Consider the following 15,920-nt stretch of genomic DNA (forward strand, 5'->3'; position numbering starts at 1 on the left):
ATGAATAATTTAGAGAAAGAGATTAGCGCTATATTACATAAATATTTATTGAACTTTGAAACACTATATGAAAATGTCTTGAAAAACAGTGATTACATTGATGCATTAGAAATATTAGTGGATGAGTATAGTCAGTTTATATTAAATCCAGTTTTTAGAAGATTGTATGAAGATTGGGAAGATGAAGCGGTAAAAGAACATCTTACATTGAGACTTCAATTCATATCCGCCCAATGTGTTAAACAAGTAGAAGTTATTCGAGCGCAACGTTTATTAGACGGTAAGGCTTCTACTTCAGGCTACTTTGACAACATAGAGCACTGTATTAATGAGGAATTTGGACAATGTCATATAACTGAAAATGACAAATTATTGTTAGTTGGATCTGGTGCATATCCTATGACACTCATTCAAGTGGCTAAGGAGACGGGTGCTTCTGTTATTGGCATTGATATTGATTCAATGGCAGTTGATTTAGGTCAAAAGATTGTTAAAGTATTAGCACCAAATGAAGATATAGAGATTACAAAGCAGACAGTAGACCAATTAGTTGATATCAAAGAAGTGACGCATATTATATTTAGTTCAACAATTCCAATTAAATATGCCATATTAGACCAACTTTATGATTTAACGAATGAAAATGTTGTTGTTGCAATGCGATTTGGTGACGGAATCAAATCGCTATTTAATTATCCTTCTAAGAAAACTAGTGTAGATAAATGGCAATGTGTAGAGAAGCGTATACAATCTAATCAAATTTTTGATATTGCTTTATATCGTAAGGCAGCAATAAAGGTTGGTGTAGCGGATGTCTAAAATGTTAATTATAGGTACGGGGCCAGTTGCAATTCAATTGGCCAATCTGTGTCATCTAACAACAGACAAACAAATAGATATGGTAGGTCGTGCCTCAACCTCGTTGAAATCAAAAAAGTTATTTCAAGCATATCAAAACGATAAATGCTTTAAAGTAACGACGCAAAATGATGCCCATAAACACATGGCTGGCCGCTTCCAAATTAATCATTTGTATGAAGATATAGAAGTTGTTAATGATTACTATGACACGATTATTATGGCGTGTACTGCAGACGCATATCATAGTACATTGGCACAGCTATCGACAGCAATATTAGAAAAAGTAAAGCGAATCTTGTTAGTATCACCTACATTTGGTTCACAAATGATTGTAGAGCAGCATATGGCTAACTTTAATAAAGATATTGAAGTTATATCATTTTCTACATATCTGGGTGACACGCGTTTGTATGATACTGAGCAACCTAATCATGTTGTAACAACTGGGTTGAAGACGAAATTATACGTAGGTTCTAATCGTGAGCATTCAACAACAATCAATTATTTAAAAAATGTGTTCAAGCAATTCCACATAAATTTGATAGATATGCCAACACCTTTACATGCTGAAACACGCAATAGTTCTTTGTATGTGCACCCGCCATTATTTATGAATGATTTTTCATTAAAAGTTATTTTTGAAGGGACAGAAGTACCTGTTTATGTATATAAGCTATTTCCAGAAGGCCCAATTACGATGACGCTCATTCATGAAATGCGCTTGATGTGGACAGAGTTGATGAACATTTTGGCAAAATTTAGTGTGCGGTCAGTCAACCTTTTGGAATTTATGGTGAAAGACAACTATCCTGTGCATCCTGAGACATTAGCGGATGATGACATCTACAGTTTTGAAAAGTTACCACCAATTCATCAAGAATATTTACTATATGTGAGGTATACAGCGATATTAATTGATCCGTTTTCTGAACCTGATAAACACGGGCGCTATTTTGATTTTTCGGCGGTGCCGTTTAAGCAACTTTATGAAAATGAACAAGGTGCCGTGCACATACCACGCATGCCAAGTGAGGATTATTACCGTACTTCAATTATTCAACATATTGGCAAGCTATTAGATGTTGAGACACCAATGATTGATACATTTATGGAACGTTATGAACAATATTGTCAGGACTATAAAAAGCATAACCATAACCGACAACTATCATCACAATTCACTATGAACTTATTTAAAGATGATAAATCTTTGGTAGAGGAGTTTTTAGATACCAAAGATAAAATTTAGTAATAAGGATTTGTAATATAAAAATATTAAATATTTTTTGGTTTTACATAAGTATTCTCCACAAAAGTATAAATGATATTACAATTTTTAAATGAAAAAGAGGAAAAATAATGAACAAAATTACTAAGATGAGTGCAGTATTAATTACATCAGGCATTATTTTAGCGGGATGTGGAAACGGTAAAGGCATAGAGGAAAAGAAAGAGAATAAGCAGTTAACGTATACAACAGTGAAAGATATTGGTGATATGAATCCACATGTATATGGCGGATCTATGTCTGCAGAAAGCATGATTTATGAGCCACTTATACGTAATACTAAAGACGGTATCAAGCCATTGTTAGCTAAAAGTTGGGATGTGTCTGATGATGGTAAAACGTATACTTTCCATTTGCGTGATGATGTTAAATTCCACGATGGTACAGGGTTTGACGCTGAGGCAGTTAAGAAAAATATTGATGCAGTTCAACAAAATAAAAAATTGCATTCGTGGTTAAAGATTTCAACATTAATTGATAATGTCAGTGTTAAAGACAAATACACCGTCGAACTTCAGTTAACAGAACCATATCAGCCAGCTTTAGCAGAATTAGCAATGCCGCGACCATATGTATTTGTATCTCCAAAGGATTTTAAGGATGATGGAACTAAGAATGGTGTAAAATCATTTGATGGCACAGGTCCATTTAAACTTGGTGAACATAAAAAAGACGAGTCAGCAGATTTTAATAAAAACAATGATTATTGGGGCAAAAAATCAAAGTTAAACAAAATACAAGCAAAAGTAATGCCAGCAGGTGAGACTGCCTTTTTATCAATGAAAAAAGGTGAGACAAACTTTGCTTTCACAGACGATAGAGGTACAGATAGTTTAGATAAAGATGCTTTAAAACAGTTGAAAGATTCTGGTGATTACCAAGTAAAACATAGCCAACCAATGAATACAAAAATGTTAGTGGCAAATTCTGGTAAAAAGGACAGTCCAGTGAGCGATAAAACTGTAAGGCAAGCGATTGGTCATATGGTAAATAGAGATAAAATATCTAAAGAAATCTTAGGTGGCGAAGAAAAGCCGGCAGCACAACTATTCGCGAAGAATGTTACAGACATTAATTTTGACATGCCTACACGTAAATATGATGTGAAAAAGGCGGAAGCACTGTTAGATAAAGCGGGATGGAAACAAACAGAAGATAGTAATGTCCGCAAAAAAGATGGTAAAGAATTAACAATGAGTATGTATTATGACAAAGGCTCATCAAATCAAAAAGAACAAGCAGAATTTTTACAAGCAGAATTTAAGAAAATGGGAGTTCAATTACAAATTAATGGTGATACATCGGACAAAGTTGCTGAACGTCGTACATCTGGTGATTATGACTTGATGTTTAATCAAACTTGGGGATTATTGTATGATCCACAAAGTACAATTAGCGCATTTAAAGCAAGTAATGGTTATGAAAGTGCGACATCAGGTATCGCTAATAAGAATGAGCTGTACGACAATATTGAGGAATCATTTAAAATTCAGGATAGTAAACAACGTTCTGATGCATATAAACAAATTTTACAACAAATAGATGATGAAGGTATTTTCATTCCTATATCACACGGTAGAATGACAGTGGTTGCACCTAATGATTTAGAGAAATTATCATTTACACAGTCGCAATATGAATTGCCTTTTAATGAAATGCAATTTAAATAAAGGAGTGCATTTATAATGTTCAAATTTATTTTAAAGCGCATGATGATTATGGTTCCACTGATGATTGTAGTAAGTTTTATGACATTTCTACTAACCTATATAACAGATGAAAACCCGGCGGTTACAATTTTACATGCGCAAGGCACACCAGATGTATCACCACAATTAATTGAAGAAACAAATGAGAAGTATGGATTAAATGACCCGTTATTGATGCAATACATGAATTGGCTATTACAAGCATTGCAGTTAGATTTTGGTACGAGTTATATTACAGGGGATCCTGTTGCAGAACGTATTGGTCCAGCATTTTTAAACACTTTAAAACTAACTATTATTTCTAGCATTACGGTAATGATTACATCAATTATTTTAGGGGTGGTCAGTGCCTTAACAAGAGGGAGATTTGCAGATTGTGCGATACGTTCTGTAGCTTTCTTTCTAACAGGCTTACCGTCTTATTGGATTGCTTCGATGTTAATTATTTACGTTTCTGTAAATTTAAATTTATTGCCAACTTCTGGACTGACAGGTCCTGAAAGTTACATATTGCCAGTTGTTGTTATTACAATTGCATATGCTGGCATTTACTTTAGAAATATTAGGCGTTCAATTGTTGAGCAGTTAAATGAAGACTATGTACTTTATTTGAAAGCATGCGGTGTTAAATCGACAACTTTAATGCTGCACGTATTACGTAATGCATTACAAGTTGCCGTCTCAATCTTCTGCATGTCTATACCAATGATTATGGGTGGGTTAGTAGTAATCGAGTATATATTTGCTTGGCCAGGATTAGGACAATTAAGCTTGAAAGCCATATTAGAACATGATTTTCCTGTCATACAAACGTATGTATTAATTGTGGCTATACTATTTGTTGTATTTAATACATTAGCAGATATAATCAATGCACTCTTGAATCCAAGATTAAGGGAGGCATCTTGATGATTATTTTAAAACGTTTATTACAGGATAGGGGTGCCGTTGTTGCTCTAGGCATTATTATCTTATATGTTGTGTTAGGTTTTGCAGCCCCTTTAGTGACAACACACGATCCTAACCATATTGATACAGCTAACAAATATAGTGGAATAAGTTTACAACATTTCTTAGGTACTGATCATTTAGGACGAGATATTTTAACGAGGTTGATTTATGCGATTAGACCCAGCTTATTATATGTTTTTGTAGCGCTCTTTATTTCTGTTTTAGTTGGTGCCATATTAGGTTTTGTTTCTGGATACTTCCGGGGTTATATTGATGCACTTATCATGCGTATGTGTGATGTGATGTTAGCATTCCCTAGTTATGTTGTTACACTCGCACTGATTGCTTTATTTGGTATGGGTGCTGAAAATATTATTATGGCATTTATTTTAACGCGCTGGGCATGGTTTTGCCGTGTGATTCGCACAAGCGTTATGCAATATACTGCCTCAGACCATGTTAAATTTGCCAAGACAATTGGCATGAGTGATTTGAAAATTATTCGCAGACATATTATGCCGTTGACACTTGGTGATATTGCAATAATCTCAAGTAGTTCTATGTGTTCCATGATTTTACAAATATCTGGGTTTTCATTTTTAGGGTTAGGTGTTAAAGCACCGACTGCTGAATGGGGCATGATGCTCAATGAAGCTAGAAAAGTTATGTTCACTCATCCAGAAATGATGTTTGCTCCAGGTATTGCAATCGTTATTATAGTTATGGCATTTAACTTTTTATCAGATGCATTACAAATTGCAATTGATCCAAGGATATCTTCAAAGGAAAAACTACGTTCTGTGAAGAAAGGATTGGTGCAATTATGACGTTATTAACAGTACGCCATCTGTTTATCAAAGATAGTTGGACAAATCAGACCATTGTTAACGATGTGAACTTTACAGTGGATAAAGGTGAAGTGCTAGGTATTATTGGTGAAAGTGGTAGTGGTAAGTCAGTCACATGTAAAGCTTTAGTAGGTTTAAATCCTAAGCGCTTAAGTGTTGAAGGGACGGTGACATTTAATAATATACAAATGCTTACTTTGTCAGAGATGCAGTTAAAGAAGTATAGAGGTAAAGATATTGCGATGGTTATGCAACAAGGTAGCCGTGCATTCGATCCATCATCTACAGTGGGCAAGCAATTGATCGAAACTATGAAGGTTCATACGCAACAATCTATTCAAGAAATCGAAGCAACTTTGATAGAATATATGGATTATATGGGGTTAAACAATCCCAAACAGATATTAAAGTCATACCCTTATATGTTATCTGGGGGGATGTTACAGCGTATGATGATCGCTTTAGCTTTGGCATTAAAACCCAAATTAATTATTGCAGATGAACCGACGACAGCTTTAGACACTATTACACAATATGATGTGTTACAGGCGTTTAAAGATATTAAGCATCATTTCGATTGCGCCATGATCTTTATTTCACATGACTTAACAGTGATTAATCATATCGCAGATCGAGTAGTTGTGATGAGGCATGGAAAACTTATTGAAGAAGGCACTAGAGAAGCGGTACTCTACCAACCACAACAAGAGTATACTCAGTATTTATTATCCACACGAAAAAAAGTTAATGATTATTTTAAATCTGTATTAAGGGGTGACTCAAATGCTTAAGATCATGAATGTTGAAAAATCGTATTCGCGTTCACACATATTTCGGCGTAGCATGACCCCTATTGTTAAAGATGTGTCCTTTGAATGTCCAGTTGGTAAAGCAATTGCAATTATCGGTGAGAGTGGTAGTGGAAAATCAACATTGAGTAGGATAGTATTAGGTATTGAGAAACCTAACAAAGGTTCAGTAACGTTGAATGATCAGGCAATGTATAAGAAAAAGGTGAGAAATCATCAAATAAGTGCGGTTTTTCAAGATTACACATCTTCATTACATCCATTCCAATCTGTGAAAGAAATATTATTAGAAGTGATGTGCCAGTGTGACAATCAATATAAAGCAGTCATGGAGGCACGAGCTATTGAATTATTAGAAGAAGTTGGATTATCGAAAGTATACATGGATAAATATCCAAATATGTTATCCGGCGGTGAAGCGCAACGTGTGGCGATAGCGCGCGCTATATGCATGAATCCTAAATATATTTTGTTTGATGAAGCAATCAGTTCTTTAGATATGTCTATTCAAACCCAAATTTTAGATTTGTTAGTAAATTTACGCTCGAAAAGGCAGTTAAGTTATATTTTTATTACTCATGATATTCAAGCTGCCACCTATTTATGTGAGCAGTTAATTATTTTTAAAAACGGTAAAATTGAAGAACAAATTGCAACCAAAGATTTACATCTAAGTGATAATGCTTATACAAAAGCATTGATTGAAAAACAATTATCATTCTAAGGAGTGAGACAATGAAAGGTGCTATGGCATGGCCTTTTTTGAGACTATATATACTAACATTAATGTTTTTTAGTGCTAATGCTATTTTGAATGTCTTTATACCATTACGAGGACATGATATTGGAGCTTCAAATACGGTTATCGGTATTGTAATGGGTGCTTATATGCTAACTGCTATGGTATTTAGACCTTGGGCAGGACAAATTATTGCACGTGTTGGCCCGATTAAAGTATTGCATATCATTTTAATTATTAATGCAATTGCTTTAATTCTATACGGTTTTACTGGATTAGAAGGATATTTCTTGGCACGTGTGATGCAAGGTGTATGTACAGCATTCTTCTCGATGTCATTACAACTAGGAATTATTGATGCCTTACCAGAAGAGCATCGTTCAGAAGGGGTTTCGTTGTATTCACTATTTTCGACAATTCCTAATTTGATTGGTCCTATTATAGCTATTGGTATTTGGCACGCTGATAATATATCTATTTTTGCGATTGTTATTATTTTTATTGCGCTATCCACCACATTCTTTGGTTATCGCGTCACAATTGCCGAACAAGAACCAGATACGTCCCATAAAATTGAAAAAATGTCATTTAATGCGGTTACGGTATTTGCTCAGTTTTTCAAAAACAAAGAGTTGTTCAATAGTGGTTTAATCATGATTGTAGCGTCGATTGTGTTTGGTGCGGTAAGTACTTTTGTTCCGTTGTACACTGTGAATTATGGTTTTGCTAGTGCGGGTATATTCCTAACTATTCAAGCTATAGCAGTGGTTGTAGCAAGACTTTATTTAAGAAAATATATCCCATCGGATGGATTATGGCATCCAAAATTTATGGTGATTGTATTATCGTTATTAATGATTGCATCTTTTGTTGTGGCTTTTGGACCGCAAGTAGGCGTCTTTATTTTCTATGCGAGCGCAATATTAATCGGTATGACACAAGCATTGGTATACCCAACATTAACGTCTTATCTAAGCTTTGTCTTACCTAAAGTAGGGCGTAACATGCTATTGGGTTTGTTTATTGCATGTGCAGATTTAGGTATTTCTTTGGGAAGTGTCATAATGGGACCTCTATCTGATGTACTAGGATTTAAATGGATGTATATTATTTGTGGCCTGCTTGTGATTTGCATAATGATATTAAGTGTGACGAAACGGCCTATACCCTATAAATCGAACTAGTGTAGATTATCAAAAGTTTTAGTATTTGATGCTTGAAAAGTGAAATAATTACAATCATGAAAATAGTAGTGTTTGTATTGTTATACTTAGCGTGGATGCTAAAATGATTTATTGATTAAGTTTAAAATTATTAGAGATATTACATATGAAAACATATAATAAACGCTATAAATTGCTTAAGAAAGGCATTTTATAGCGTTTTAAATTTGGACATTCAAATAAATAATAAAGAAATCTTTGTTAACATACTTTATACTTAAAACAAAATGACAGAATAGAGGTTATTGTAGTGAGGAAGTTATGGATTTGGGGCATATGTATCATAGTTGTTGTTATTATAGCGGCATTTATTACTATAAAGATGTTTACTCAAAATCAATCTGTGATGGAAAAGTCTGGACACTCAAATTTTGTTAATAGCCAAATACCAACACTATTTCTACATGGTTATGGTGGAAGCGCCAATTCAGAAAAATATATGGTTAAGCAAGCTAAACAAAATGGCGTAACTAAAGATGTGATCACAGCAATTGTATCTAAAGATGGAGAAGTAGAATTAAAAGGGAAACTTGAAACAGATACAGCTAATCCTATCGTACAAATTGAGCTAGCAAATAATAAGCAAGGTAATCTTGATGAAAATGCGAAATGGTTTAAAAATGTATTAACGAAATTGCAAAGTGAATACGACATTAATAAGTTTAATTTTGTAGGTCATTCTATGGGGAATTTATCATTTGCGCAATATATGCTGACATATGGGAATGACCCCTCGTTACCTCAATTGAATAAGCAAGTGAATATTGCTGGGACATATAATGGCGTATTAAATATGAATGAAAAAGTGAACGAAATTAGTGTGGATGTTAATGGTAAACCAAGCCGTATGAATCCCCCTTATCAAGAATTGCAACAACTTGAAGATATATACAACGGTAAAAATATTGCCGTATTAAATATATTTGGAGACTTGGAAGATGGTACTCATTCTGATGGACGTGTATCTAATAGTTCATCCCAGTCTTTAAAATATTTACTTGGTGATAGTCCAGAAAGCTATATAGAGTCCAAGTATAAGGGTAAATCAGCACAACATAGCCAGTTACATGAAAATAAAGAAGTTGCTAAAGACTTTATCGCATTTTTGTGGAGGAAATAAGATGATTAAGTTAACAGATTTTATAAAGGTGCCAGATATTGATAAAACAAAGATTAAATTTAATATGAACAGTGGCGACGTAAACGTAAAAGCATGGGATTTATTGTTAGAGGACGAAGCAAGTTGGAAAGATGCTTTAAGTAATATTTATTGTTAACCAAAAATGTTAGTTAAAGAATTAAATAGTTGTTGTTAAAACTTAACACACCATTTACTTATCATATATTTATAACCACCAAAAATGATACAATTTATTAAATTAAAGATAGGAGGCTTATTAATGAATAGTCAAAGAAAATGGGTAATTTTATATTTTATCGCTTTTTTAATCATGATCGCAGTTAATTATTTAAGTGGTAGTAATATAGGAAGTATCGCCCAAAATAAACAAGCAATTATTCAACCTGCTGGTTTCGCATTTGCAATTTGGGGTTTAATCTATGTGCTTATTTTAGTATGGCTAATCAAATTGTGGCTCATGCGTTCGCGTGATAAAGAAGTAGTAAGTCGGTTAAAGTATCTTCCTATTATTAATTTTATATTAAATAGTGTTTGGATTATTGTTTATACACAACAGTGGTTCTTAATTTCAGTAATCGTTATTATAGCATTACTTTATAATATCGCTCAAATGTATGTAATATTATCCAGCTATCGCGGATATAATCGTTTCCCAATTTCAATTTACTTCGGTTGGACGACTGTCGCAACTATTGTTAATATTTTTTCGTTAGCGATAAATAATCATGTTAAAACAGTATTCGGTTTAACAGAATTGAGTTGGACGCTTATAGCGTTAATTTTAGCTACAATTATTGGACTCTTTATAGCTGTCTCTTTTAAAGATTGGCTATATCCATTGGTTTTAATATGGCCTTTTTATGGTATTTATATAGAAAATAGTAATCATTATTTAAGCGTAGATATTATTTTAATCACGGCTAGTTTTATATTATTTGTTATTGCGGTTATTATAGTTTGGAAAAATTTCATTAGGGATAAGCTTTAGATTTTCAAAAGTGTGGTTATTAGAATATTAAATCTAACTAAATTTAATTATAAAGGCATACATTAATAATATAAGGGTATTATATTATACAAGAGACTTAGAACTCTTATCATAATTAAATTAATTGTAATGAGCAAACAGGCTTATTATGCAAAGGATGAGCTGAGGAAGATTTTCCTGCTCATCTTTTTTATTGGAGGCTAAATTTATGAAAAAAATTCTGTTAACTGGTGCTTCGGGGTATATTGGCGGTCATTTAATGAATAGGTTAAAAGACAACTATGAAATTATAGCTGTTTCTAGACATATAGAGAATAAAAAGGACGAACAAAATGTAACTTGGAAATCTGCTGACTTATTTGATTTGAACGAGATAACAGAAGTGATGAAGGACGTTGATATTGCTATATATTTAGTGCATTCTATGATGCCTTCAGCTAAATTAACACAAGCAAGTTTTGAAGATATGGATGCATTACTAGCAGACAATTTTGCAAAAGCAGCGAGTTTTAATCAAGTGAATCATATCGTATTTATGAGTGGATTAATCCCTAATACAAATGAATTATCACCACACTTAAGAAGTCGTTTAGAGTGTGAGCGTATTTTAGGGGCTTATGGCGTACCAGTAAGTACTTTAAGGGCTGGTTTGATTATAGGTTCGAAAGGTAGCTCTTACCCGATCCTAAAAAAATTGGTGGAACGTCTACCAGGGTTACTGTTGCCACAATGGGCATATAATAAAACATTACCAGTAGCTATTGAAGACGTCATTAATGGGCTTTATAAGATTGTAGAACGTAACCCCCATACTAACGAATCAATTGATATCGGCGGACCAACTCATATGACATATAAAGACTTATTTAAGCAAACCGCTGAAGTATTAGATAAACGTTTACCTACCTTAGACTTACCTATTATTCCAATATGGCTGAGTAAATATTGGGTTAAATTGATTTCTGGTGTTCCAAAAGAGATGGTCTATCCACTAATGGATAGTTTGATTCACGATATGGTAAGAAATGAAGAAAATACAGTTGAAGGTATCTCTGTTGGCAAAATAGATTTTAGAGAGAGTGTACGTAAGGCTTTAGCGGAAGAAACTACAAAACAAAAGAAACATAAGAAATCAGGTAAGTCTGCAGTTAAGGATGTTCGTGCAATTTCGAGAGCAATCTTACCTAAAGACATGAATATAAGCCAAGTAACAGAATTATATGCTGATTTTTTAAATAAGATTACACTAAACGTCGTTAATAGCGACTTTAATGAAGATAACTTCTCAATAACTGTACCATGTTTGAATAAAGATTTACTTTTATTAAAAAAAGATGAAACGGCATCTAATGATGAAAGAATTTTGTACCGTATTGTAGGCGGTGACTTTGCGCTTGATTCAAACGGTGGCAATGCGAGATTAGAGTTTAGAAGATTGCCTAATAGCAATGAATGTATTATAGCGTTACAAGAATATGAACCTACATTACCATGGTGGGTGTATAAGTATACTCAAGCAAAAGTTCATAAAAGTGTAATGAATCTTTTTAAATTGAAGTTGGAAACTACGAAAAGTATTAAAAAAGGAGACGTAAATATGAAAAAATTTATTTTACCTGTCGTTATTGTAGGCGCAGTGGTTTTAAAATTATATGGATTGAAAAAGTGTTTAGCTAAAAGAAATAATATGTCTAATGCTGAACTATAGTGGTTAGTTGAATAGTTAGTTATAAAGAAGAGGAGATTAACAATGAAAGCAAGCGAGATAATTAAATCAATCATAAAAGTTATAACGCCAGTTACCGGTGGCAAATTTATAGGAAAATTTGCAGTGAAAAATGCTCGAAAAGATTATAAAAAGAATGTTAAACCGCCTTTTTCACCGCCTGGATATGTCTTTCCTATCGTGTGGCCAATACTTTATACAACGATGGGTGTCGCTTATGCGCTAGTGACTAATAAATCAGAACATAAGACTTTAAGAGGCGTTTACTATACACAATTAGGGCTTAATTACTTATGGTCAGTCTTGTACTTTAAATATAAGTTACGCTTCAGTGCGTTAGTAGAGAGCGTTGTATTGCTTGGTGCAGTAATAACTACAACTGTAAAATTTTTCAATGTGAAGAAGATTGCGGGTATCTTGCTAGTCCCATACATGCTTTGGAGTGCATTTGCAACGTATTTAACGGCTGGGAATTGGTTTTTAAATAAAGAGAATCCAAGCTACACAGGAAAAAATGAGAATTAAATTGATGAAAAAAATAATATATAATGCGCTATATTGGTTTATAGTTCAAATGGTCATTGCCCAATTAGGCACGCGTATTAGTTATAAATATTTAGAGAAGGATAATATATATTTTAGAACTTGGAATTTTGAACAAGAAGGCCGACTATGGCAACAATTAGTTAAAGTCCAATATTGGAAACGTCATTTACCAGATGGCAAACATATTAATCCAAATATTGTGAGTAAAACGACATTTGATATATCTAATAATATGAATGAAATACGTCAATTTATACTAGAAACTAGACGTGCTGAACTTGTACATTTATTGTCTATAATTCCTATTATTGCATTTTTTAAATCATCTAAAAGCGTTAAAATCATTAATCTGTTCTATGTCATTATAGCCAATGTGCCTTGTGTGATTGTACAGCGCTATAATCGTCCTAAACTAATACGTATTTATTTAAAAATGCGAAAAAGAAAAGGTGATTAAATGGGTAATAAAAAAGTTATTGTCATCGGAGGGGGCCTAGGCGGTATTTCCAGTGCAATTTGTATGGCTCAAGCAGGTTATAAAGTGGATTTATATGAACAAAATAAATATATTGGTGGAAAGGTAAATAGGCTAGAAATAGATGACTATGGATTTGATCTCGGTCCATCTATTTTAACTATGCCTAAAGTATTCCAACATTTATTCCAACAATGCGGTGAAAAGCTAGAAGATTATGTTAGTATTCGCAAGTTAGCATTACAGATTAGAAATGTTTATCCGGATGGTCAAATTATAGATTTGTATGAATCTATGGAAGATATATTAATAAATAATGAATCATTATCAAATAAAGATATAAAGCAACTTACTACATTTTTTAATTATGCTCAAAAGATACATGAAGTTGCTAAAAGAAGTTATTTTGATAAAGGATTAGATACGATGTCTGCAATTATCCGTTACCATGGTCCATTTTCAGCCTTAAAACAATTCGACTATTTTCATACAATGCAACAAGCAATTAACAAAAGAGTCGAGAACCCTTATTTAAGAGAAATGCTAGGATATTTTATCAAATATGTAGGATCCTCGTCTTATGATGCTCCAGCTGTATTGAGTTTACTGCCTCAAATGCAACATGCTGAAGGATTATGGTACGTAGATGGTGGGATTCATAAATTAGCAGAAGCGATGGAACAATTAGCGAGAGAGTTAGGGGTGTATATACATTTTAATGCCTCTGTCAAACATATAAATTATAATAACCAAAGCGAAGTGACAGGGATAACTTTAGAAACTAACGAAGAAATATATGCAGATTACATTATATCTAATATGGAAGTAATTCCTGTTTATAAATATTTATTGAATTTTGATGAGCATAAAATAAACAAATTGGAACGTAAATTTGAACCAGCTAGCTCAGGTTATGTGATGCATTTGGGCGTGGATAAAAGTTATCCAGAGCTTAGACATCATAACTTTTTCTTTTCGGATAATTCTAAAGTTAATTATGATGAAGTTTTTCATCAATATATTTTGCCTGAAGATCCAACAATTTATGTCGTTAATACAAATAAAACAGATGAGGCACAAGCGCCAGAAGGACATGAAAATATAAAAATATTGCCACATATACCGTATATTCAAAATAAACCATTTAGTGAAGCGGAATATCGTCAATTCCGAGAACGTATATTGGATAAATTGGAGTCTATGGGCTTACAGGATTTAAGACAGCACATAGTATACGAAGATGTATGGACGCCGCATGATATAGAAAATAAATATAATTCTAATAAAGGCGCCATATACGGTGTAGTATCTAGTAAGAAGAAGAATAAAGGTTTTAAATTTCCTAAAAAAAGTCAATATTATAAAAATTTGTATTTTGTAGGTGGGTCCGTAAATCCAGGAGCGGGCATGCCCATGGTAACCTTAAGTGGTATGCAAGTAGCAGAAGCTATTATTATTGGAGAAAGTAGTTGAGGTTGAATGGCACTTTACATGATAGCTATGGTATTAACGATATTATCTTTAATATGTGGAATGTGCATGTATATGCGTCGAGCAGTTATAAGTAGCGACAAAGAAGGAATTGAGGAAACTGTCAGTGTTATTGTACCTGCTAGAAATGAAGTTGAGAACTTACCTAAATTACTTAACAGTATAGGTAAAGAGCAAGAAATAGAAGTTATCATTATGGATGATGGTTCAACAGATGATACACCAGACGTTGCCCGATATTACGGAGCAAGTGTATATACTGTTAAAAATGATGATACATGGCAAGGTAAATCGCATGCTTGTTGGCAAGGTAGTCAATTTGCATCTCATAACTTATTGATGTTTGTTGATGCGGATGTTCAATTTACAAATGGTTACAGTATCCCTCGTATAGTCAATCAATATTATCTACAGGGCGCTAAAGGTCTACTTTCTATACAGCCTTATCATAAGATAAAGAAATTATATGAAAATATATCGGCTATTTTTAATTTGATGACAATCGTCGGTATGAATAAATTTTCAATAATTAAATCATCAAATAAAGAACAAAGCGCATTTGGGCCTGTGATTTTGACGAATAAGCGAGATTATGAACTGACACAAGGTCATTTGAAAGCTAAAGACCAAATTATCGAAGGGTTTGCCATAAGTAAAGCGTATCACGATTACGATTTGCCAGTTAAATTATATGAAGGTCAAGGGGTAGTCAATTTTAGAATGTATCCCCAAGGATATAAAGCATTATTAGAGGGATGGAGTAAACATTTTGCGCTTGGATCTCAAGTAACTAAAAAATCTACACTTACTTTTGTATTTTTATGGCTATTTGGGTCACTTGTAACTATTTTAGCTATAATTTTTTCTATTAATTTAGACCCATTATATATGATATTAGCCATTATTTTCTATTTTATATACGCTTTACAATTTCACTTATTCATTAGAAGAACAGGCAATTTTAGTCTTATTACAAGTATTTGTCATCCAGTGTTTTTCATATGCTTTGTAGTGATATTTATTAAATCGTGGTTAGATATCAATGTGTTTAAACGTATACATTGGAAAGGCCGTAAAATAGATTTATAATTTAGTTTTTTATAAACGTCGAGTAATTAAAGGCAT

At 33.1% G+C, this 15,920-nt stretch carries 16 protein-coding genes; all 16 read left to right on the forward strand.

The window, feature by feature from the left end:
* Positions 1-819, forward strand: a complete 819-nt coding sequence (gene cntL / locus ACW5YJ_RS01995) for a staphylopine biosynthesis enzyme CntL (protein WP_017724067.1) — start codon at positions 1-3, stop codon at positions 817-819.
* Positions 812-2,110, forward strand: a complete 1,299-nt coding sequence (gene cntM / locus ACW5YJ_RS02000) for a staphylopine biosynthesis dehydrogenase (protein WP_457338413.1) — start codon at positions 812-814, stop codon at positions 2,108-2,110. The genes cntL and cntM overlap by 8 nt, the downstream gene beginning before the upstream one ends.
* 110 nt (positions 2,111-2,220) lie before the next feature.
* Positions 2,221-3,819: a staphylopine-dependent metal ABC transporter substrate-binding lipoprotein CntA gene (gene cntA / locus ACW5YJ_RS02005; protein WP_017724065.1), complete on the forward strand. Its 1,599-nt coding sequence runs from the start codon at positions 2,221-2,223 to the stop codon at positions 3,817-3,819.
* Positions 3,820-3,834: 15 nt separating this feature from the next.
* Positions 3,835-4,767, forward strand: a complete 933-nt coding sequence (gene opp1B, locus ACW5YJ_RS02010) for a nickel/cobalt ABC transporter permease (protein ID WP_457338414.1) — start codon at positions 3,835-3,837, stop codon at positions 4,765-4,767.
* Positions 4,767-5,636 carry a staphylopine uptake ABC transporter permease subunit CntC gene (cntC, locus tag ACW5YJ_RS02015; RefSeq protein WP_457338415.1) on the forward strand — a complete coding sequence of 290 codons (870 nt, stop codon included), beginning with the start codon at positions 4,767-4,769 and terminating at the stop codon, positions 5,634-5,636. The genes opp1B and cntC overlap by 1 nt, the downstream gene beginning before the upstream one ends.
* On the forward strand, positions 5,633-6,448 hold the full coding sequence (cntD, locus tag ACW5YJ_RS02020) for a staphylopine uptake ABC transporter ATP-binding protein CntD (protein WP_107552112.1): 816 nt from the start codon (positions 5,633-5,635) through the stop codon (positions 6,446-6,448). Before cntC ends, cntD begins: the two co-directional genes overlap by 4 nt.
* Positions 6,441-7,190 (forward strand): ABC transporter ATP-binding protein, encoded by a 750-nt coding sequence (locus tag ACW5YJ_RS02025; RefSeq protein ID WP_457338416.1) that lies wholly within the window; start codon positions 6,441-6,443, stop codon positions 7,188-7,190. The genes cntD and ACW5YJ_RS02025 overlap by 8 nt, the downstream gene beginning before the upstream one ends.
* Before the next feature lie 11 nt (positions 7,191-7,201).
* On the forward strand, positions 7,202-8,389 hold the full coding sequence (cntE, locus tag ACW5YJ_RS02030; protein ID WP_457338417.1) for a staphylopine family metallophore export MFS transporter CntE: 1,188 nt from the start codon (positions 7,202-7,204) through the stop codon (positions 8,387-8,389).
* Positions 8,390-8,750: 361 nt separating this feature from the next.
* Complete coding sequence (locus tag ACW5YJ_RS02035) at positions 8,751-9,548, forward strand: alpha/beta hydrolase (protein WP_457338611.1); 798 nt, start codon at positions 8,751-8,753, stop codon at positions 9,546-9,548.
* Position 9,549: 1 nt separating this feature from the next.
* Positions 9,550-9,705 (forward strand): hypothetical protein, encoded by a 156-nt coding sequence (locus ACW5YJ_RS02040; protein ID WP_017724058.1) that lies wholly within the window; start codon positions 9,550-9,552, stop codon positions 9,703-9,705.
* A gap of 123 nt (positions 9,706-9,828) precedes the next feature.
* Positions 9,829-10,557, forward strand: a complete 729-nt coding sequence (locus tag ACW5YJ_RS02045) for a tryptophan-rich sensory protein (protein WP_017724057.1) — start codon at positions 9,829-9,831, stop codon at positions 10,555-10,557.
* 208 nt (positions 10,558-10,765) lie between these two features.
* Complete coding sequence (locus ACW5YJ_RS02050) at positions 10,766-12,265, forward strand: NAD(P)H-binding protein (RefSeq protein ID WP_107551845.1); 1,500 nt, start codon at positions 10,766-10,768, stop codon at positions 12,263-12,265.
* A gap of 42 nt (positions 12,266-12,307) precedes the next feature.
* On the forward strand, positions 12,308-12,808 hold the full coding sequence (locus ACW5YJ_RS02055) for a TspO/MBR family protein (RefSeq protein WP_017724055.1): 501 nt from the start codon (positions 12,308-12,310) through the stop codon (positions 12,806-12,808).
* Positions 12,809-12,812: 4 nt separating this feature from the next.
* A complete protein-coding gene (locus ACW5YJ_RS02060; protein WP_107551843.1) occupies positions 12,813-13,286 on the forward strand; it encodes a glycosyl-4,4'-diaponeurosporenoate acyltransferase CrtO family protein in 474 nt (157 codons plus the stop codon).
* On the forward strand, positions 13,287-14,777 hold the full coding sequence (locus tag ACW5YJ_RS02065) for a phytoene desaturase family protein (RefSeq protein WP_457338418.1): 1,491 nt from the start codon (positions 13,287-13,289) through the stop codon (positions 14,775-14,777).
* Positions 14,778-14,849: 72 nt separating this feature from the next.
* A complete protein-coding gene (locus ACW5YJ_RS02070) occupies positions 14,850-15,884 on the forward strand; it encodes a glycosyltransferase family 2 protein (RefSeq protein ID WP_228065322.1) in 1,035 nt (344 codons plus the stop codon).
* The last annotated feature ends 36 nt before the right edge of the window (positions 15,885-15,920 follow it).

This window comes from Staphylococcus sp. mip270_02 (assembly GCF_054031535.1).